Origin of the sequence: Azospirillum agricola, from assembly GCF_017876095.1 — a bacterium.
Classification (GTDB): domain Bacteria; phylum Pseudomonadota; class Alphaproteobacteria; order Azospirillales; family Azospirillaceae; genus Azospirillum; species Azospirillum agricola.
In genome coordinates this window covers 91275-109934 of the sequence record NZ_JAGINM010000001.1, presented here as the reverse complement: position 1 = coordinate 109934, position 18660 = coordinate 91275, and the positions used below count along the sequence as shown (strand labels likewise).

General features: G+C 69.7%; 16 protein-coding genes. 4 read left to right on the top strand and 12 right to left on the bottom strand.

Annotated elements, in window-relative coordinates; all coding sequences use genetic code 11:
- Positions 1-95 precede the first annotated feature (95 nt).
- The 4 genes from accC to J2847_RS00560 form a co-directional block, all read right to left on the bottom strand.
- Positions 96-1436 carry an acetyl-CoA carboxylase biotin carboxylase subunit gene (accC, locus tag J2847_RS00575; RefSeq protein ID WP_209776254.1) on the bottom strand — a complete coding sequence of 447 codons (1341 nt, stop codon included), beginning with the start codon at positions 1434-1436 and terminating at the stop codon, positions 96-98.
- Positions 1437-1452: 16 nt separating this feature from the next.
- On the bottom strand, positions 1453-1908 hold the full coding sequence (accB, locus tag J2847_RS00570) for an acetyl-CoA carboxylase biotin carboxyl carrier protein (protein WP_209776252.1): 456 nt from the start codon (positions 1906-1908) through the stop codon (positions 1453-1455).
- A 22-nt stretch (positions 1909-1930) separates the two neighbouring features.
- Positions 1931-2380 carry a type II 3-dehydroquinate dehydratase gene (aroQ, locus tag J2847_RS00565; RefSeq protein ID WP_209776251.1) on the bottom strand — a complete coding sequence of 150 codons (450 nt, stop codon included), beginning with the start codon at positions 2378-2380 and terminating at the stop codon, positions 1931-1933.
- A gap of 232 nt (positions 2381-2612) precedes the next feature.
- Positions 2613-4088 (bottom strand): dynamin family protein, encoded by a 1476-nt coding sequence (locus tag J2847_RS00560; protein WP_209776249.1) that lies wholly within the window; start codon positions 4086-4088, stop codon positions 2613-2615.
- Positions 4089-4249: 161 nt separating this feature from the next.
- Here J2847_RS00560 and J2847_RS00555 point away from each other — a divergent pair, with 161 nt between their 5' ends.
- Both J2847_RS00555 and J2847_RS34890 read left to right on the top strand, forming a co-directional pair.
- Positions 4250-4846: a hypothetical protein gene (locus tag J2847_RS00555; protein ID WP_209776248.1), complete on the top strand. Its 597-nt coding sequence runs from the start codon at positions 4250-4252 to the stop codon at positions 4844-4846.
- A 673-nt stretch (positions 4847-5519) separates the two neighbouring features.
- The gene (locus J2847_RS34890; RefSeq protein ID WP_411800553.1) at positions 5520-6185 is read left to right on the top strand and encodes a helix-turn-helix domain-containing protein; all 666 of its coding nucleotides are present in this window, start codon (positions 5520-5522) and stop codon (positions 6183-6185) included.
- A 95-nt stretch (positions 6186-6280) separates the two neighbouring features.
- Here the strand turns inward: J2847_RS34890 and J2847_RS00545 are convergent, their stop codons facing one another.
- Positions 6281-6892 (bottom strand): DUF882 domain-containing protein, encoded by a 612-nt coding sequence (locus J2847_RS00545; protein WP_209776246.1) that lies wholly within the window; start codon positions 6890-6892, stop codon positions 6281-6283.
- A gap of 346 nt (positions 6893-7238) precedes the next feature.
- On the opposite strand from J2847_RS00545, the gene J2847_RS00540 reads away from it, so the two are divergent.
- Positions 7239-8414 (top strand): L,D-transpeptidase family protein, encoded by a 1176-nt coding sequence (locus J2847_RS00540; protein ID WP_209776244.1) that lies wholly within the window; start codon positions 7239-7241, stop codon positions 8412-8414.
- A 97-nt stretch (positions 8415-8511) separates the two neighbouring features.
- Here J2847_RS00540 and J2847_RS00535 read toward each other — a convergent pair whose 3' ends face one another.
- Positions 8512-8877 (bottom strand): DUF2934 domain-containing protein, encoded by a 366-nt coding sequence (locus J2847_RS00535; RefSeq protein WP_209776243.1) that lies wholly within the window; start codon positions 8875-8877, stop codon positions 8512-8514.
- Positions 8878-9131: 254 nt separating this feature from the next.
- Here J2847_RS00535 and J2847_RS00530 point away from each other — a divergent pair, with 254 nt between their 5' ends.
- Positions 9132-10736 carry a polysaccharide deacetylase family protein gene (locus J2847_RS00530; protein WP_209776241.1) on the top strand — a complete coding sequence of 535 codons (1605 nt, stop codon included), beginning with the start codon at positions 9132-9134 and terminating at the stop codon, positions 10734-10736.
- Positions 10737-10760: 24 nt separating this feature from the next.
- Here J2847_RS00530 and J2847_RS00525 read toward each other — a convergent pair whose 3' ends face one another.
- From J2847_RS00525 to J2847_RS00500, 6 genes are all read right to left on the bottom strand, one after another.
- Positions 10761-11153 (bottom strand): hypothetical protein, encoded by a 393-nt coding sequence (locus tag J2847_RS00525; RefSeq protein WP_233474202.1) that lies wholly within the window; start codon positions 11151-11153, stop codon positions 10761-10763.
- A 94-nt stretch (positions 11154-11247) separates the two neighbouring features.
- A complete protein-coding gene (locus J2847_RS00520) occupies positions 11248-11586 on the bottom strand; it encodes a hypothetical protein (RefSeq protein WP_209776240.1) in 339 nt (112 codons plus the stop codon).
- 535 nt (positions 11587-12121) lie between these two features.
- Positions 12122-14161: an amylo-alpha-1,6-glucosidase gene (locus J2847_RS00515; RefSeq protein WP_209776238.1), complete on the bottom strand. Its 2040-nt coding sequence runs from the start codon at positions 14159-14161 to the stop codon at positions 12122-12124.
- Entirely contained in the window at positions 14154-16178 is a 2025-nt protein-coding gene (gene treZ, locus J2847_RS00510) for a malto-oligosyltrehalose trehalohydrolase (protein ID WP_325169287.1), read from the bottom strand. The genes J2847_RS00515 and treZ overlap by 8 nt, the downstream gene beginning before the upstream one ends.
- 159 nt (positions 16179-16337) lie before the next feature.
- On the bottom strand, positions 16338-18044 hold the full coding sequence (locus J2847_RS00505) for a methyl-accepting chemotaxis protein (protein ID WP_209776236.1): 1707 nt from the start codon (positions 18042-18044) through the stop codon (positions 16338-16340).
- A 348-nt stretch (positions 18045-18392) separates the two neighbouring features.
- Positions 18393-18647 (bottom strand): hypothetical protein, encoded by a 255-nt coding sequence (locus J2847_RS00500; RefSeq protein ID WP_209776234.1) that lies wholly within the window; start codon positions 18645-18647, stop codon positions 18393-18395.
- Positions 18648-18660: the final 13 nt, after the last annotated feature.

Below are 18660 nucleotides of genomic sequence, written 5' to 3'. Positions count from 1 at the left end.
GGGGTTCCTCTCCGGCGCGAAGACCGGCGCAAAGAAAAACCCTCCGCCCCGAGGGGGCGGAGGGTTTCCGATCGGGCGCGGCCGGACGGCCCCGCTCAGGACTTCGCCATCAGCTGTTCCAGCCAGTGGATGTCGTAGTTGCCGTCGATGAAGGCCTGCTCGGCGATGATGCGCTCGTGCAGCGGCAGCGTCGTCTGGATGCCGCCGATGACATACTCCTCGATGGAGCGGCGCAGACGCATCAGGCACTCGTTGCGGGTGGTGCCGTGGACGACCAGCTTGGCGATCAGGCTGTCGTAGTGCGGCGGCACCCGGTAGCCGTCGTAGAGCGCCGAGTCCACCCGCACGCCGAGGCCGCCCGGCGCGTGGTAGCCGTCGATCTTGCCCGGCGACGGGATGAAGGTCTCCGGATGCTCGGCGTTCACCCGGCATTCGATGGCATGGCCCTCGAAGCGGATGGCGTCCTGCCCGTAGCCCAGCGGCGCGCCGGCGGCGACGCGGATCTGCTCGCGCACCAGATCAATGCCGGTGATCATCTCGCTGATCGTGTGCTCGACCTGGAGGCGGGTGTTCATCTCGATGAAGTAGAACTGCCCGTCCTCGTAGAGGAACTCCATCGTGCCGACGCCGCGGTAGCCGATGGCCGCCGTGGTCTTGGCCGCCAGCTCGCCGATGAAGCGGCGCTGCTCGGCGTTGAGCGCCGGGCTCGGCGCCTCCTCGATGACCTTCTGGTGGCGGCGCTGGACCGAGCAGTCGCGCTCGCCGAAATGCACGCAGTGGCCGTGGGTGTCGGCGAGCAGCTGGATCTCGATGTGGCGGGGCCGCCCGAGATACTTCTCCAGATAGACCTCGTCGTTGCCGAAGGCGGCGCGCGCCTCGGCGCGGGCGAACTGGTAGGCCTCCTTGAGCTGGTCGGGGTTGCGGGCGACCTTCATGCCCTTGCCGCCGCCGCCCGCCGCCGCCTTGATCAGCACCGGATAGCCGACCTCGTGGGCGACCTGCTCGGCCTCCTCCAGCGTCGTCACCGGGCCGTCGGAGCCGGGCACCACCGGCAGCCCCTGCTCCATCACCGTCTTCTTGGCCGTCACCTTGTCGCCCATGATCCGGATGTGCTCCGGGGTGGGGCCGATGAAGGTGAAGCCGTGCTCCTCCACCATCTCCGCGAAGGTGGCGTTCTCGGACAGGAAGCCGATGCCGGGATGGATGGCGTCGGCGTTGGTGATCGACGCCGCCGAGAGGATCGCCGGAATGTTGAGGTAGCTGTCGCGCGCCGACGCGGGTCCGATGCACACGCTCTCGTCCGCGAGGCGGACATGCATGGCGTCGGCGTCGGCGGTGGAGTGCACCGCAACGGTCTGGATCCCCATTTCGCGGCAGGCGCGGTGGATGCGCAGCGCGATCTCACCACGGTTCGCGATCAGGACCTTTTCGAACATCGCCAAGGTTGCCCCGTTACTCGATGATGAGAAGGACTTCGCCGAACTCGACCGGCTGGGCGTCGGAAACCAGCACCTCGGTCACGGTGCCGCCGCGCGGCGCCTTGATCGGGTTCATGACCTTCATCGCCTCGATGATCAGCACGGTCTGGCCGGCCTTGACCACGTCGCCGGGACGCGCGAAGGGAGCGGCGCCCGGTTCCGGCGCGGTGTAGGCGGTGCCGACCATCGGCGAGGTCACCGCGCCCGGATGGTTGCCGGGGCGCGCCGCCGGAGCGGCGGCGGCGGCGGCCGGCGCCGGGACCGCCGCGACGGCCGGAGCGGCGTGGACCGCGACCGCCTGCGGGGCCGTGGGGCGGGTGACGCGGATGCGCTTCTCGCCCTCGGCGAATTCGATCTCGCTCAAGCCCGTCTCACGCAGGAGTTCCGCCAGCTTGCGGACCAGATCGCCGTCGATGTCGAAGCTCGCCATGATGTCAGTCGTTCCCGTTTCCTTAGTCGCGGTCGATGATGTTCGCGATGGCGTCGAGCGCCAGAAGATAGCCTTGCGGCCCGAACCCGCAGATCATGCCACTCGCCACCGGCGAGATGTGGGAATGATGACGGACCGGCTCGCGCTTGAAGATGTTGGACAGGTGAACCTCGACCACCGGCAGCTCCGACAGGATCAGGGCGTCCATGATGGCGACCGAGGTGTGGGTGTAGGCGCCGGCGTTGATGATGATGCCGTCATTCTCCGTCCGCGCCTGCTGGATCCAGGACACCAGCTCGCCCTCGTGGTTCGACTGCCGGAAATCGACGGTCAGGCCGATCTGCTCCGCCCGCTCGTGGCAGGCGGCCTCCAGCTCGTCGATCGTCGTCGAGCCGTAGATTTGCGGCTCGCGCACGCCCAGCATGTTCAGGTTCGGCCCGTTGAGGACCAGAATCGACGCGTCGATGGCCAAGCCCCGCGCCCCTTTCCAAGATCGAAACCGCGCGTTTATAGCACGACGCCACGCGCTGTCCATGGCGACGGGGGGCGCCGGCCACGGAAAACCGCCTGTTGCGGCGCAACGGCCGCATTGGAGGCCGGCGCCTCGACGGAAACGCCGCCGTGGGGCGGGATGTTCAGCCCGGCGTTGAGCGCGGCGCGCCCGCTGCCGGACCAGTCCCTGTTCCGCCCCACGAAGCGTCGTCCTACGACACCGGATCGGCCGGGGCACCCGTCCTCGCGCGGCGCCCGGCGGGGTCGGTGTAGAGGTCGTTGATGCGCTGCACATGCTCGGCCAACGCCTCGCGGATGCCGAAGATCCTTTTCTTCGCCCGTGAGCTCCAGCCGGCGGGACGCTTGGCGAAGATGCTGCGGAAGAAGCGGGTGTTCTTCAGGAAGGCGTGGCGCAGGTTCAGCTCGACGTCGCCGAAGCGCTCGGGCAGCCCGGCCGCGACCCGGCGGGCCAGCAGCGCGCGCAGCCAGAAATGCCCGGCCAGGAACAGCCCGCCGAACAGCACCGCCGCCCCCGCCAGCCGCGCCGGCTGCTCGCCGAACCACAGCGGCCGCGAGGCGGTCAGCCAGTCGGCGAAGCCGCCCACCCCGTCGAACAGCGACACGCCCGCCCCGACGAACAGCACGGCCAGCAATGCCGCCCACAGCCCGTCGCCGATCAGCACGCGGCGGCGCCAGCGGGCCATCGCGGCGCGCAGCGTCGGCACCACCTCGCCCTCCAGCTCCTTCACGAGGCTGTCGATCGAGCCGACGATGCGGTAGGCGCGGGCGACCTCCACCTCGGCGATGCGGGCGTGGATCTCGGCGAGGTCGTGGTCGCGCCGCGCCTCGTAGCGGGCGCGGCGGGCGTCGTCCTCGATGGCGACGGCCGATTTGGAATCGTAGATCGCGTAGAAGCGGCCCGACACCAGCCCGGCCTGGGCGATGGCCCGCTGCCAGGCGCCGAACACCGCCTCCAGATTGTCCTCCTTGGCGGTGGTGTCGACCTGGTTCAGGATGTAGCAGACCTTGCGGGCGTCGGCCCGGTTCACCGTCTTGGCGACCAGATGACGCAGCGTGTCCTGCATCGCCCCCGGCTCCGGGTGGCGGCCATCGAAGAAGACCAGCACCAGATCGGACAGCTCGACGATGTGGTCGACCAGCCGCAGCACCGAGCGCCGCTGGTCGTCGGCGTCGAAGCCGGGCGAATCGATGAAGATCTTGCCCTTGGCGCGCGGCCCGCTCAGCGTCTTGAGCTGGAGGTAGTTGTCGATGCGCTTGCCCTCGCCGGCCGCCACCTTCTCGATCTCGTCGGAGATGCGGTAGAAGGGGAAGCGCGGATCGGCGTTGAGCGCGGTGCCCGGCAGCGCCTCGCGGCGGGACTGCGGGCCGTGGCAGATCACCGTGAACTTGTCGTCGACCGCCTGGTTGCCGGTGTTCTGGAGCGGCTCGCCGAGATAGCCGTTGAGGAAGGTCGACTTGCCGGCCGAGAAGGTGCCGAGCACCGCGACCATCGGCCACCAGGGAATGCGGGTGGTCAGCGAATCGTAGCGGCCGATCAGGCCGAGCCCGGCCAGCAGCCGGTCGAAGGCGCGGAAGGTCGGAAGGACCGGCAGCAGGTTCGGGTTTTCCGCGCGCAGATGCGCGTCCAAAGCCGCGAGGCGCTGCTGAAGGGCTTGCCTGGGGGTCATGGCCGGCGGTCGTCCCACATGGTTCGGGAAAAGGTTCGGCTGAAGGTCGCGCCCTCTCTAGCACGAGCCGCCCGTCCTTCGGGCAGGAATTCGCCAGGCCGGATTCCGCGGAGCCGCCACGGGGCCGGGGAGCAAAGCGCAAGGAGGAGCGTTTCCGCGCCATGACCCGCAAGCCGCCCCCCGCCCCCGACATCGACGATCCCGCGATCGGGAAGGAGCCCGACGACGCGTCGCGGCTGACCGCCGACGAACTGGCCTTCCTGCTGCGCGATCCGGCCGAGCGGGCGCGGCAGGCCGAGCGCGCCGAGCGCGCCAACCTCGCCCGGACCGAACGGCGCCGCAGCGACCCCGCCTACGCCGAGCGGCTGCGGCTGGCCGACCGGGAACGCCAGCGGCGGCGGCGGGCCCGCGCCGCCATCGGCCGCGCCGAGCCGCCCGACGCCCCCGCCGCCGCCCTGCCCGACCTGACCGTCGATGAGGCGGCGCAGCGGCTGGCCGACCACCTCGTCCGGACGGCTTCGCCCCAGGCCGTCCAGCTGCGGCGGCGGCCCGAGCGCATCCGCGCCTACGCCGAAGCCTTCGCGGTCTACCGGACGCTGGCGGAGGATGGCGCGCGGCCGACGCGGGGCGCCATGGCGGCGATGCTGCGGTCGCGTTTCGGCCGGACGCTGACCCCGCCGCAGGTTCAGAAGCTGCGCGACCATGTCGAGGGGTTCGCGGCCCTCGGCGGTCCCTGGCACGATCGGTCCCCCGGCTGACCGCCGGGGAACGCGGCGGGTCATGAAAGGCCGATACAGACCGTCACGCAACCCCGCCGAATCCCGCCGCGACGCCCAGACAACCCCGCCGCGAGGGGGCGGGAGTCATGGTTAATGATTGATTAATGGTGATCGGACGAACGAATCCATCCGTCGATGGCGGGGTGGCCGACGCGTGACACCATATATCGCCCTCTCCCGCTAATGAAAATTACTTACGGGCGGATCGAATATTTGTTTCTCACGAAATGAATTTTAGCGACCCGCAGACACCCGGCGACCGAATCGAACAACGCCCGCATATCTTTTCACAAAGACCAAACTTCAAAGCGGTAACGAATGACGTCACAAGTTGTCGCAAAAAAACTTTCCCTACAAAGGATACGGCCGACATTCCGGACTTGGCAGCCGGCCGGGTGCGGGCAGAATAATTCAATTCTGTAACAGACGAGCGACCACCGAATGTTGCCGTCCTGCCGACACCCTATCGGAATATGACCTTTCGTCGCCAATATTTAAAAGTTTCCTCTTGAAAGGCAACAAAGGACGTGCAAACAATCATTTGACTCTCGTAAAGAGAAGGCGTTTGGTTTCAAAGCATTGGAGACCCCGGAAAATGAGTGGCCCGACGGCGCGCAAGAGAGGGCGACGCGGATCGCCGGAATCCTGGTCTGTGGACGCCCATGTGGGCCAGCGCGTGCGCATGCGGCGCACCCTGCTGGGCATGAGCCAGGAGAAGCTGGGTGAAGCGATCGGCCTGACCTTTCAGCAGGTCCAGAAATACGAACGGGGCTCCAACCGGATTTCCGCCGGCACGCTGTACCGGCTTGGGCAGGTTCTCGACGTTCCGGTCAGCTTCTTCTTCGATTGCTACGGGGATCCGAACGCACCAGCCCAAGGCGCGCGCGCCGACGACGCATCGGCGACGGCCGGCAGCCAGATCAGCCGGCGCGAAGCCCGCCTGCTGCGCCTGTGGCGCGCCGCGCCGCCCCATGTTTCGGATGAACTGCTGTCCCTGCTGTCGTCGCTGTCCCCCGCCCTGCACGAAACGCTCGACGGATCGGCGGACGGATCGGACGAGCAGCCCGACGATGAAATGGATGGGCACTGGAACGGAGAGGAACCGGCATCGGAAAGCAACGGCCAAGCCGTCGGCGGCCAAGCCATCGGCGAAAGCGCGCCCCGCGTCGTTCCCCGTCAAAGCCGCGGCGAGACAATGCCGCGCGTCAAGCCGCTGAAGGATGGCGGTGGCGGCTCCAAGCCCCGGCGTCGGCATGGCGCGGTCTGGGATCCGACCGACATCGCGCGCGCCACGAAGACTCCGTCGCGCGAGGGGTGAATTCAACGGGACCGTCCGCGCCGGCCCGGCCGGCGCGGGCCAACCGCCGCCGGCGCAGGCCAACCGCCAACGGGTGCGCGATCACCCGTTCCGCGTCACCAGCTCCGCACCGGTCCGACGTCGAGATGGACGAAGCCGCTGCGCGGGTAGTAGCCGACCCCGCCGACATGCATCGCCTTGGCCGTCTCCGCGATGCCGCGCAGTTGGGCGTCGGGCAGCCGGATGTCGATGGCCATGCCGCGGGTGTGATAGCTCTCCTTGGCCACGCCGCGCGAGCGGCGGCGCGCCATCGCGTTGGTGCGGCGGGAACGGAAACCGCAGATCACCTCGAACGGATCGTCGGAGCCGACGCTCTGGTGGACCCTCGCCAGCAGATCGAACAGGCGCGGGTCGTAACGGCAGACCTGCTTGGCGCGATGATCACGCAACAGGACGTCCAGCTTGCGCAGCGCGTCGGCCTTGTAGTTGCCGTCCGCCCAATAGACGCCGTCGAACCGCTCGTTGGTGTTGATGTTGTGGAGCGCGATCCGGCGAATCGGACCGGCGAGAGGCGCCGCTTCCGCCGCTGACGACCCCAGCAGGACCGGAGCCGCCGTCACCGCCCCCGTAACCACGGGCACCGCCGCCGAAAGAGCCGCCGCGGCAAAACCCAGGAACCCGCGCCGCCCCATCGCCGGAGCGGCACGCTCATCATCCCCCAAAAGCATCCCCGAACCTCTTGTTCTGCGTTTTGGCGAGCTGTATGGCGTTCGTGCCGGCCGTGGAGGCCAACCGCCAAACGTTGGTCCGGAGCGTTCCTATTTTGCGAATCTTCGCCGGACGGATAACCGTATAGGGAAGGGTTAGGCCCCAGGCAATCGAAAAATTTTCCGACTGTGTTCGAATTGCATAGGCACTCATAGGCGGACTGGCAGGAAGGTCACACAAGACGAATGTTTGCGGCCCTTTCGCGTTGCGCGTCTCGCCATCGCGAGGTTCGATGCATAAATTGTGTGAACGGAAAAGTTATCCGGGTTTTCGCAACCGGAAGCCCTGACGATGAGGACCATCCGCATGACCGCCAGTGCCCCCGCCAACCGCTTCCGCCTCGCCGCCCTTCTGCTCGCGGCAGCCGCCTTTGCGGGAACGGCCCACGCCCTGGCCGGCCCGGCGGAGGCTGCCCCCTACCGCGACACCCTGACCCAATGGGCCGAGCGGCTCGACGCAGCGGCGGCGCAACTGGACACGATCGCTCCTCCCCTGTCGCCGCGGATCGGCGAGGGGGCGCTGCTGAAACGGGGCGGTTCGGGCGAACGCGTCGGGCGGCTGGCCCAGCGGCTGATCGAGTTGGGCCTGCTGGCGCCGGAGCAGGCGACCGACCAGTTCACCGAGGCGGTGGACACCGCCGTGCGCGCCTTCCAGATCAGCCAGCGGATGAAGCCGGACGGGCTGGTCGGCGGCGGCACCCGCGCGGCGCTCGACCGCACCCCGGCGGAAGCCGCGGCGCAGATGCGCCACAGCGCCGCCGCGATGCGCGGATTCCGCGACACCGCCCCCGACACCGTGCTGCTGGTCAATCTGCCGAACCAGACCACCACCCTGGTGCGCTCGGGCGAGGAGGCGCTGACCATGCGCGCCATCGTCGGCCGTCCGTCGCGCGAGACGCCGCTCCTCCAGGACCAGATCACCCATGTGATCGTCAATCCGACCTGGACCGTGCCGCCGACCATCCTGAAGGAGGACAAGCTCCCGCTGCTGCGGACCAAGGGCACGCCCGGCATCCAGAATGCGGTGGTCTATCTCGACGGGGCGGAGGTGGCGCCGGAAACCGTCGACTGGAACGGCGTGACGCCCGGCCGGGTGCGCATCGTCCAGCAGCCTGGCGACCACAACGCGCTGGGGCGCTTCCGTTTCAACCTGACCAACCCCTACAACATCTATCTGCACGGCACCAACGAGCCGCGCCTGTTCGACCGCGAGGTGCGGACGATCAGCTCCGGCTGCGTGCGGTTGCAGGATGCCCGCCAGATGGCGGAGGTGCTGCTGGCGGATGCCCACGTCACGCCGGAACGCATCACCCGCATGCTCGACAGGCCGGAACCGCAATGGGTCAAGCTGGCGCGGCCGGTGCCGGTCCAGTTCGTCTACTGGACGGCGACGGTCGAGGAGGACGGCGCCGTCCGCCTGCACCCGGACGTGTATGACCGCGGCGACGAAACCGTCGCCGCGACCAGCGGGTCGCGCGCCTGAGGCCCGGCCAGTTCGTCGGGCGCCCGGCCGCTCCTGGGTGATCCGCCCTCGGGGGCGGACAGGCTCACCGGCAGGCGGATCCGATTGACAGGCGGACTCAACGCCGGGCACGCCGGGCGCGGGCCGGCGGCGGGGTCGCGGCGGCGGTCGCCTCGGCCGGCTCCGGCCAGGGATCCTGGTCGGCGGCGCCGGGGATGCGGAAATCATCGCCCTGATCGGTCAGGCCCGGCTGCTCCCCCTGATTCGCCACGCTGAGCGCCGGCTCGACCGGCTCCGTCCGGTCGGCCGTGTCGTCGGGACCGCGCGACGGGTTGGGCTTCAGCGTGTCGCGGTAATTGTCCTCGATCGCGATCTCCTCGCTGGCCAGTTCCCAGTGGGCCGCCTCGCGGCCCTCGGGACGGCCTTCCCGCTCCCAGATCGCGTGGGCGCGCGCGCGGATGCGGCTTTCCAAATCATCGGCCATCCGGTTCGTCTCCTCGGTTGCGGCGGCGGGCAGTGCCCGTCCGGCCTCGTCCGCTCAACCGGCGGCGTGGCGCTTGGTTCCCCCGATCACAATGCGCCGGCAGCGTTTCACAAAGGCAACGCCCGTCCGGGAAATCGCCGCCCGCGCCCTCTTTTGCCCCTTGTCATTTGAATTAGTACCAATGGGGTGATATTGCAGCGAAACCTTATGAGCGGCCCTGCGGCTAGTGGCTGGGCGAGCAAACGGGACACGATATGTTGAGTATTTCCCTCCTGCCCGCCCCGATTCCCGGGTTTCCCTCCGGCCGGGCCGCGCTGTGGCGTACGGTCGCGGCCACGGTGCTGGGAAGCCTGCTCGTCCTGCCCACCCTGCCCGCCGCCGCGCAGACGCGCGAAACCGACAGGAAGCAGGCCCAGGTCCAGCCGCCCGCGAAGCCGGCGGCCACCAAGACCGCCGACCGGAAGGCGGCCGACACGAAGACGGCCGCCGCCAAGCCCCCTGCCGGCGACGTGAAGGGACCGGCCCTTCAGCTCGGCCTGTTCCCGCGCGAGAGCGACGCGCGCTGGGCCTGGGAAACCCTGCAACGCCGCCAGCCGGAGCTGACCAAGGGCCTGAACGCCACCGTGTCCTTCCTGGACGGCAAGACCGAGGCCGGCGGCGCCGTGCTGCGCGCCACCGTCACCGACGGAAGCGACGCGCAGCGCCTGTGCCGGCGCATCGTCGGCGCCGGTTTCGGCTGCCTGCTCATCGATCAGCCGCCCGCCACGGCCAGCGCTCCGGCCGCCACCGCTGCGGCCACCGCCTCCATCGCCGCCTCCATCGCCCAGGACGGCGTTCAAGCCAAGCCGCCGGTCGTCACGGCCGCCCCGGCCACGCCCGCCGCGGCGCCCCTGACCACGGTCACCGTTCCCGTCGCCCCGCCGCCGGCTCCGGCCGTCGCCGCCGTTCCCGCTGCGGATCCGGCGCCCTCCTCCGTCCTGACCCCCATCGCGTCGGCGGCGGCCGCGCCGCTGGTGCCGCCCGCGTCGGTCGCCAGGGCGGTGGCGCCGACCGAGGGCACGGTGATCTACACCGAGGAGGACGCCCGCACGATGGCCGACATCGAGCAGCACAGCCGCCGCAAGGGCCGCCTGCGCTCGGTGATGCCCGATTCGCGGCTGGACGTGATGCCGGCGACGCTGAAGCTGGAGGCCTGGAACCTCTGCGCCCTGACCTTCGACGACGGCCCGCACCGCACCGTCACCCGGCAGGTGCTGGAGGTGCTGAACCGCGAGGGCGTGCGCGCCACCTATTTCCCGGTCGGCAAGATCGCCCAGAACCAGGGCGACCTGATCCGCGACTTCATCGCCGGCGGGCATGAGATCGGCAACCACAGCCTGACCCATTCCGACCTGCGCGCCATGGATGCCGAAGGCCAGCGCTACGAGATCGCCGAGACCAACCGAATCCTGCGCGAGTTCGGCGCCAACCCGGTGCTGTTCCGCCCGCCCTACGGCCGCTACTCCGACGATCTGCTAGCGATCGCCCGCGACGAGCGGATGGGATCGGTCCTGTGGACGGTCGACACACGCGACTGGAAGGTGCGCAACGCCGACAAGATCGTCCAGCACATCAAGACGGCGGGCGGCACCGGCAACGTCTTCCTGATGCACTCGACCTACCCGACCACCGCGCAGGCGCTGCCCCGCGTGATCGCCGAGTTGCGCGCCAAGGGCTGCGAGTTCGTCACCCTGTCGGAATGGCTGGAGCGCATGCGCACCCTGGCTCTGCCGAAGATCGTCAACGCCGGCATGCCGACGCCGGCTCCCGCGCAGGCCGCGCCGCCGCCCGCCACGCCGGTCGCCGTCACGCGGAACTGAACCGCAAGCCGGGGCGGGGCGGCCTTATTTTCCCCCGGCCTGCTTGCCGCGGATCTGGGCGTATTTCCGAATCACCTCATCGACCTCGGTCGGCAGCATGGTCCAGGTGCCGACCAGCTTTGAGCCGGCCGTGTCGGCCACGGTGATCGTCGCGGAAAAGGTGAACTTGCCGGCGGCGTCGTCCACCCGCACGGTGACCCGGGCGTTCTGGCCCGGGATCAGGGAGCCGTCGAAGCTCTTGGTGACGAAGCCCTTGGTCGTCAGCGCGGCGAGCGGAAAGCTGCGGCCGTCGAATTCGACGATGCTGACGGAAAGGCGTGAGGGGGCCTTGGCCGGCTTCTTGGCCGGCACCGTGATCTTCAGGAAATCGAAAAGGCCCATTCGTCCGCTCCAGCGCTGCGCCATCGCCGTCGGCAAGGCGCCGGCCGGCCCGCGGATTAAACCCGCAAGCCACCGTGGGGAGCAACCGTTTCGATCCGCCGCCCCGCCCGTTTCGCCCGGAGGATTTCGCCTATGGAATCCGGGCGGGCGCCCGTGGCGGCGGCGCAGCATGCCAGACGGCGGACCACGCCCGCTGCGCGCGGCAGGCCCACAGCAGGGTGAAGGGCATCAGCGTGACCAGGACCGCCGCCATGCCGGCCAGAAGCGACAGCACCCCGAGCGGATCGGCGTCCGGAAGGCGGAAGACCAGTTCGGCCAGCAGATGAAGCGTCAGGGCGGCCGCCACGACCGCCGCCAGGGCCGGTCCGGCGAACGCCACGGCCCCCACCGCGTGGCGGCCACCGGTCGCGCCGGCGCGCGGCCGGCGGTCGCGGCCCGGCGCGCATCCCATGCCTGCGACGTTCTGCATCGGCACCTCCATGCGGGCACCTCCGTTGCGGCGACCTCGGGAGAGGGCGGGACGGAACGCCCTGCGGCGTCCACCCTGCGGCCACCCCCGTCGACCCTGGCGAATTATAGGATGCTTTTCCGCGTTGATCCAAAATCCAAACCGTTTACCCCGATGGGCACAACCCTAGGCCCAAGGGCCTGCCACCATCGGCATGACGCGTCGCGGCGGAACACTCTCCACAGAGTCTGTGGATAAGTGTGTTGAAAAGACCCGGCCATGTCCGATTCGACACAGGCGATTCAACGGTCGCGGAAGGTTTGCCTGTTTTATAGGCAAATATTGCAAACCACTGATATTGCTTGAGAAAGGCGTTTTTCGCCTGCCCCGGCCCATCCGGACGTGTCAATTGGAATCTGTGACACGGGACGGTTCGTGACGATTCGGCGACAGGCTGTGCCCTGTTGACAACTGTGGGCGAACGGCATGCCACCAACGGCGCGGATTCGCGGGGTCCGCCGAGCCCAGCTATGCCGTTCGGCCATAGGCCGCCGGATCAGCCGGGCTCGGTCGCCACCCAGCCGCGCAGAACCTCCGCCACGCTCCAGGCCTGGGAGATGCAGCCGCGCGGCTGGAACGGCGCTTCGGCGTCGAAGATCTCGCTGATGGTGCCGATGCCGGCCTCGTCGAGATGGGGCAGGAAGCCTTCCAGGAAGCGCCGTGCCCCCGCCTTGTCCTCCGGGTGCAGCTTCAGCCAGGAATCGACGAAGGGACCGATCAGCCAGGCCCACACCGTCCCCTGGTGATAGGCGGCGTCGCGCGCCCTGAGATCGCCGAAATACTTCGCCTTGTAGTCCCGGCAGCCGGGCGCCAGCGACCGCAGGCCGAGCGGCGTCAGCAGGCGCGTGCGCACCGTCTCGACCACCGGTTCCCAGCGTTCACGCATCAGCACCGGGTTGTCGAGCGACACCGCGAAGATCTGGTTGGGCCGGCAGGCGATGTCGTTGCCGTGCTCGCCGTCGATCACGTCGAAGAGATGACCGGCGGACGCGCACCAGAAGCGGGCGTTGAAGGAGGCCTCCGCCTGATCGGCCATCTGGTCGAGCGGGCGGGCGGCGGGCTCGCCGTCCTCCACCCGCAGCCAGCCGGCCATCAGCCGCAGGGCGTTGTACCAGAGGGCGTTGATCTCCACCGCCTTGCCCCGGCGCGGGGTGACCACCCAGTCGTCCACCTTGGCGTCCATCCAGGTGAGCTGGTAGCCCTCCTGCCCCTGGCGCAGCAGCCCGTCCTTCGGATCGACGCCGATGCCGAAGCGGGTGCCGCGCCGGTGGTGCTCGACCACCTCCATCAGCCGGGGCAGCAGCAGCCGCAGGGTGTCGCGGTCGTTGGTGACGCGCAGATAGCGGTTCAGCGCGTGGAAGAACCACAGCGTCGCGTCGGCGGTGTGGTAGAGTCCCTTGTCCTTGCCGTCGGGGAACATGTTGGGGATCAGACCGTCGCGGATGTAATGGGCGAAGGTCCGCAGGATCCAGCCGGCCTCGTCGTGGCGGCCGGTCGACAGCGTCAGCCCCTCCAGCGCGATCATCGTGTCGCGCCCCCAGTCGGTGAACCAATGGTAGCCGGCGATGACGGTGCGCACCTCGTCGCCTTCCGCCCGCGCGCGCATCTGGTCGGCGACGCGGCCGGCGGGCACGAACAGGAAGCTGTCGGCGGACAGCACCAGTTCGGCCATCGGCCCATGGCGCAGCGCGGGGTGGGCGTTGCGGGCGATGCGGCGGCGGCGCTCCGTCTCGAAGCCCAGCACGTCGGCGGGCGGCAGCGCCTCCAGCCGCCACCACTCCTCGGTCGCGGCGGCGAAGGTGATGCTCTGGCCGGCGGCCAGCTCGCCGCTGAAATAGCCGGGGGTCCACAGCGACCCGTGCGAGGCGTAGCCGCGCTCGGCCTCGACGCTGTAATACACCTCGCGCCGGATGCCGCCATCCAGCGTCATCGGGAAATCCGCCCCCTCGATGATCATGCGCAGCACCGGCAGGTCGGGACCGGCGGACACCTCGTAGCGCTGGCCGGCGGCGCTGACGCGGTAGTCGCGGGCGAGCGGATGGTCGACCGCCGCCTCCAGCGCGCGGAAGGCCAGCACCGGGCGCAGCCGCAACTGGACCGGCCTGGCCGCCTCGATCACCCGGTAGGTGACGTGGACGATGTTCTGGCCGTGCGGCAGCACGACCTGCTTCTCGATCACCGCCCCGTCGGCGCGGAACCGCCAGACCGGCAGGCCCGATTCCATGCGGAACTCCAGCAGCGCCGCCGGCTTCTCCTGGGCGCGCGGGTCGGGGCCGGAATCCTGCCCGCTGAGCCAGTATTCGCTGCCGTCGGCCTCGACCACGATCTCGCTCAGCTGGCTGAGCATCAGCACGCGGCCGAGCGGGGCCGGCAGCGCCGCGACGAGCAGCCCGTGGTAGCGCCGCGTCACCGCCCCCGACACGGCGCCGGAGGCGTAACCGCCCAGGCCGTTGGCGACCAGCCATTCGCGGCTCTGCGCCGCGTCGGCATCGGATGTCAGGACGGTGCGCGTCAGGGTGCGAACGAAATCAGCCATGATGGTCCTGCGGATTGGTGGACGGCGTGGCGGCGGGGTCATCGGGAGCGGCGGCGGGCGCCAGCACCAGGGCGGCGTGGCCGGGCAGGCGCCAGCCCCCCTCTCCCGATCCGATCCCCGGTCCCGCCCCCGGCAGTCCCGCCCCCGGCCCGGCCGCATCCTCCAGCGGGGCGACGCCGCACCCGCCATAGCGTGGGTCCTCGCTGGACCACAGCGGGGACCAGCGCCGTCCAAGCGGCGGCGCAAGCAGCGGTTCGGGCAGCACCCGCAAGGTCAGATCGCGACCGAGATTGACCAGCAACAGCCGATCGTCCCCTTCATTCCCGAAAAAGCGCAGGACGAACGCCTCCTCGCCCAGCACGGCCCCATCGACCCCGCCCTCTCCCTGCGTGGCGAAGACCGCGTCCTCGCGCCGCAGGCGCAGGAGATCCCGGTGCAGCGCCCAGACCTCGGCGTGGGCGTCGCGCTCGCCATGGTCGAGCGTGCAGCGGCGAAAGCTGTCCCCGGCGTGCGGCGCGGCCAGCTCCGCCCGCATCGCCGGATCGGCGAGGCTGGGAAACTGGGACAGGAACTCCGCCCGCCCCTTCGCGACCAGGACCGCCAGCTCCGCCTTGTGGTCGGCGAAGTAGAGGAAGGGAGCGCTCGCCGCGAACTCCTGGCCCTGGAACAGCATCGGCGTGCCCGGGCCGAGCAGCAGCAGCGCCGTCATCGCCCGCAGCCGCCCCGGCGCGGTCAGCGCGTGCAGGCGCAGCCCCCGCCCCGAATTGGCGATCTGGTCATGGTTCTGGAGGAAGGTGACGAAGACCGGCCGGGGCAGCCCGAAGGCCGGCATGCCGCGCCGCTGCCTCTGCCAGGAATACCACTGCCCCTGGTAGAGGAAGCCATGCTTCACGGCCGACACGATCTCCTGCGGCGTGCCCCGGTAATCCGAATAGTAGGCCTCGCTCCGCCCGGTCAGGGCGACCATCGCGGAATGATGGAAATCGTCGTTCCACAGGGCGTCGAGGCCATGGCCGCCCCGCTCCGCCGGTCGGACCATGGTGGCGTGCTGCGGTTCGTTCTCCGCGACCAGGATGGTCGCGCGGCCGCCGGCCGCCTCCCGGACGGCGCGGGCGATCCCGGTCAGGATGTGCGGGGTGCCGCTGTCGAAGATCTGCTGCGTCGCGTCCAGCCGCAGCCCGTCGAGGTGATACTCGTCGATCCAGAAGGCGGCGTTGGCGAGGAAGAATTCGCGCACCGGGCCGGAGTCGGGGCCGTCGAAGTTGATCGCCTCGCCCCACTCGTTCTCGTAGCGGTCGGAGAAGTAGGCGTCGGCGAAGCAGGTCAGATAATTGCCGTCCGGTCCGAGATGGTTGTAGACGACGTCCAGGATGACGGCCAACCCAAGCCCGTGCGCCGTGTCGACGAAGCGGCGCATCGCGTCGGGATCGCCGTAGAGCCGCGTCGGCGCGAACAGGTTGACCCCGTCGTACCCCCAGCCGAATCGGCCGGGGAAGTCGGCCACCGGCATCAGCTCCAGCACCGTCACGCCCAGCTCGGCCAGCGCCGGCAGCTCGCGCCGGGCGGCGTCCCACGTCCCCTCCGGCGTGAAGGTGCCGATGTGCATTTCGTAGACAACCTGCCCGGCGATGGAGCGGCCCGGCCAGCCGCCGTCGCTCCAGGCGAAGGCTTCCGGATCGACCAGCCGCGAGGGACCGTGCGGCCCGTCCGGCTGGAAGCGCGAGGCCGGATCGGGATGCAGCCGGTCCGCGTCCTGCTCCCCGCCGTCGAGGCGGAAACGGTACAGCCCGCCCACCGCCAAGCCGGCGACCGGACCGGAAAAATAGCCGTCCCCCTCGCCCGTCAGCGCGACGGCGTGCCCGTCCGGCTCGACCACCAGATCGACGCGGCCGGCCTTCGGCGCCCAGACCCGCGCATGAACGGTTCCACAAGGAAGGATTTCGACGCCGACGGGCCGGCGACGGGCCGCCGGCCGGGCCATGCCGGAAAGGGAGGGGGATGCGGGGGAAAGCGCCACGGGATGGGACCTTGCGTTCGGGGGAACCGGCTGCGGCCGAACCGCTCGGCCCCGGCCCCCCGACAACAGGCGCCATCCGCGCCGGTCCCCCCTCCCTCCCGAATTTCCCTGCAACATCCGTCCGATAGCGGATATCGGCGGAGCCGCCCAACCGCCCGGTCAGGCGGCGCGGATGCGGGCGACGAAGCCGTCCAGTTCGGCGCTCAGCCGCTCGGCGTCGCGGCTCAGGCTGTCGGCGGCGGTCAGCACGTCCGAGGAGGCGGAGCCGGCGTCCTCCGCCGCGCGGCTGACCCCGGTGATGTTGTTGGCCACCTCCTGGGTGCCCTGCGCCGCCTGCTGGACGCTGCGGCCGATCTCCCGCGTCGCGCCGGCCTGCTGCTCGACCGCCGTGGCGATCGAGTTGGCGATGCCGTTGACGCGGACGATGGTCTGGCCGATGCCGCGGATCGCCCCGACCGCCCCGCCGGTGGCCGCCTGGATGCCCGACACCTGGCTGGCGATCTCCTCGGTGGCCTTGGCGGTCTGGCCGGCCAGCGCCTTGACCTCGTTGGCGACCACCGCGAAGCCCTTGCCGGCGTCCCCGGCGCGGGCCGCCTCGATGGTGGCGTTGAGCGCCAGCAGATTGGTCTGCGCGGCTATGTTCTGGATCAGGCTGACCACGTCGCCGATGCGCTGGGCGGCGGCGGCCAGCCCCTCCACCGTGCTGTTGGTCTGCTCGACCTCCTGCACCGCCCCTTGCGAGATGCGCGAGGATTCGGAGACCTGACGGCTGATCTCGGTGATCGAGCAGCTCATCTGCTCCGACGCGGCGGCGACGGTCTGCACGCTGGCCGAGGCCTGCTCGGTCGCGCTGGCGACGGCGGAGGACTGGCGGGCGGTTTCCTCGGCGGTCGCCGACAGCGATTCCGCGTTGGCCTGGAGCTGGGTCGCCGCCGCCGAGACGGTGCCGGCGATGCTCTTGATGCTCGCCTCGAACTCGTCGGCCAGCGTCGTCATCAGGTGGCGCCGGTCGGCCTCGTTGCGGCGGGCGGTCTCGGCGGCCTCGGCCTCGAGCTGGCGGTTGCGCTCCAGATTCTCCTTGAAGATGAGCATGGCGCCGGCGATGGCGCCGACCTCGTCCCGGCGCCCGGCCCCGTAGACCGCCACCGAGCCGTCCCCCGACACCAGCCGGCGCAGGCAGTCGACCGAGGCGGCCATCGGCTTGGCGATGGCGAAGCGGGCGATCAGCCAGCCCATCACGGCGCCGCCCAGCACGCCCAGCGCGGCGACCATCACCATCAGGCGGAAGGTGCTCCGGGCGGTGGTCTGGGCGGCGGCGGCGGCGGCGTCGCTGGCCTTGTCGGCCATGTCGGTGTAGGCCCGCATCGCCTTCACCAGCTCGTTGGCGAGCAGCCGGCTGCGCATCGCCGCCTCGCGGATCGTCTTCTGCGCCTCGTTGCTCACCACCTGCCCGCCGAGCTGGCGGCTGACCCGCAACGTCTCCTCCAGCGCCGGCATGTAGGCGCCGTACGCGGTCTCCAGCGCGGCGATCTGCGCGAGCTTCGCCGAGTCGGCGGTCGCCTTCAGCTCAGCGATGCGGTCGGTCGCCTGCTTGCGCTGGTCGTCGATCACCTTCTGCACCTCGACGACCTGCTCGGGCGTCGGGTCGAGGGCGAGGCGGAACTCGTTGCGGCTGAGGGAAAGGATGTTCTGGCTGATCCGGGCGCCCAGGAACGCCTCGCCCCCGGCCGAGTTGATCTCCTCGGTTGCGTCGCCGAGCCGTTCCACGCCATTCAGCCCGACCGCGCTGACCAAAGCGATCACCGCCGTGAAAACACCAACAAGAAGATACAATTTCTGCGCAATGGACCAGTTGGTGATCGTCATGACGTCCTCCGCTGAATGCCAGCGTATGCAGGCGCGTCCTGCCGAATTTCTTCGGGTGTACGGCGGGGCGCGTCAGGAATGAGTAGTGACGACGCAATCATTCCCACCAATTCTTTCGAAAAAGTTACCCCCTTTCGTTGCATGATCGGAAAATTTCCCGACACGCTGCAAAAAATTGCCGCGAGACAGGAAGCGAACTCGCGCAATCCATATATTTTTCAAGGGTATTCAAAGGGCAGGAACAACCGGAATTTCCGCGACTCCGGCTCCCTGGGAGAAACCCCTACAACTTTCGGACGATGCGCTTTTCCCCCCACCGCGCCGCTCCCGCGCGGACGCCCCCATGCGCTACACCCGCTCGCCGAAGCTGCGGGCGGCGGCGTCGATCACCAGCGGGTGCGCCCGCAGCGCGTCGAGCGCCGCCTCGGCGCGGTCGTCGCGCACCTCCAGCGTGACGAACACGTCGGTGCGACCGCCGCGCTCGGCGTCGCGCTTCTCCCGGCCGGTCTGGGCGACGGCGCCGAAACGGTCGCGCAGGCCGCCGACGATCTCGGCCTCGACGCCCCGGCCCTTCTCGGCCGGGTAGGCGTAGATCAGATCCATGGCTTTGCCCTCC

Coding starts and splice junctions, on each gene's coding strand:
- J2847_RS00560 (WP_209776249.1), bottom strand. CDS start 4,088: ATGACCCCCAGGCAAGCCCTTCAGCAGCGCCTCGCGGCTTTGGACGCG.
- J2847_RS00535 (WP_209776243.1), bottom strand. CDS start 8,877: ATGGCCGATGATTTGGAAAGCCGCATCCGCGCGCGCGCCCACGCGATC.
- J2847_RS00515 (WP_209776238.1), bottom strand. CDS start 14,161: ATGGCTGATTTCGTTCGCACCCTGACGCGCACCGTCCTGACATCCGAT.
- J2847_RS00520 (WP_209776240.1), bottom strand. CDS start 11,586: ATGCAGAACGTCGCAGGCATGGGATGCGCGCCGGGCCGCGACCGCCGG.
- J2847_RS00500 (WP_209776234.1), bottom strand. CDS start 18,647: ATGGATCTGATCTACGCCTACCCGGCCGAGAAGGGCCGGGGCGTCGAG.
- J2847_RS00555 (WP_209776248.1), top strand. CDS start 4,250: ATGACCCGCAAGCCGCCCCCCGCCCCCGACATCGACGATCCCGCGATC.
- J2847_RS00540 (WP_209776244.1), top strand. CDS start 7,239: ATGACCGCCAGTGCCCCCGCCAACCGCTTCCGCCTCGCCGCCCTTCTG.
- J2847_RS00505 (WP_209776236.1), bottom strand. CDS start 18,044: ATGACGATCACCAACTGGTCCATTGCGCAGAAATTGTATCTTCTTGTT.
- accB (WP_209776252.1), bottom strand. CDS start 1,908: ATGGCGAGCTTCGACATCGACGGCGATCTGGTCCGCAAGCTGGCGGAA.
- accC (WP_209776254.1), bottom strand. CDS start 1,436: ATGTTCGAAAAGGTCCTGATCGCGAACCGTGGTGAGATCGCGCTGCGC.
- J2847_RS00530 (WP_209776241.1), top strand. CDS start 9,132: ATGTTGAGTATTTCCCTCCTGCCCGCCCCGATTCCCGGGTTTCCCTCC.
- J2847_RS00545 (WP_209776246.1), bottom strand. CDS start 6,892: ATGCTTTTGGGGGATGATGAGCGTGCCGCTCCGGCGATGGGGCGGCGC.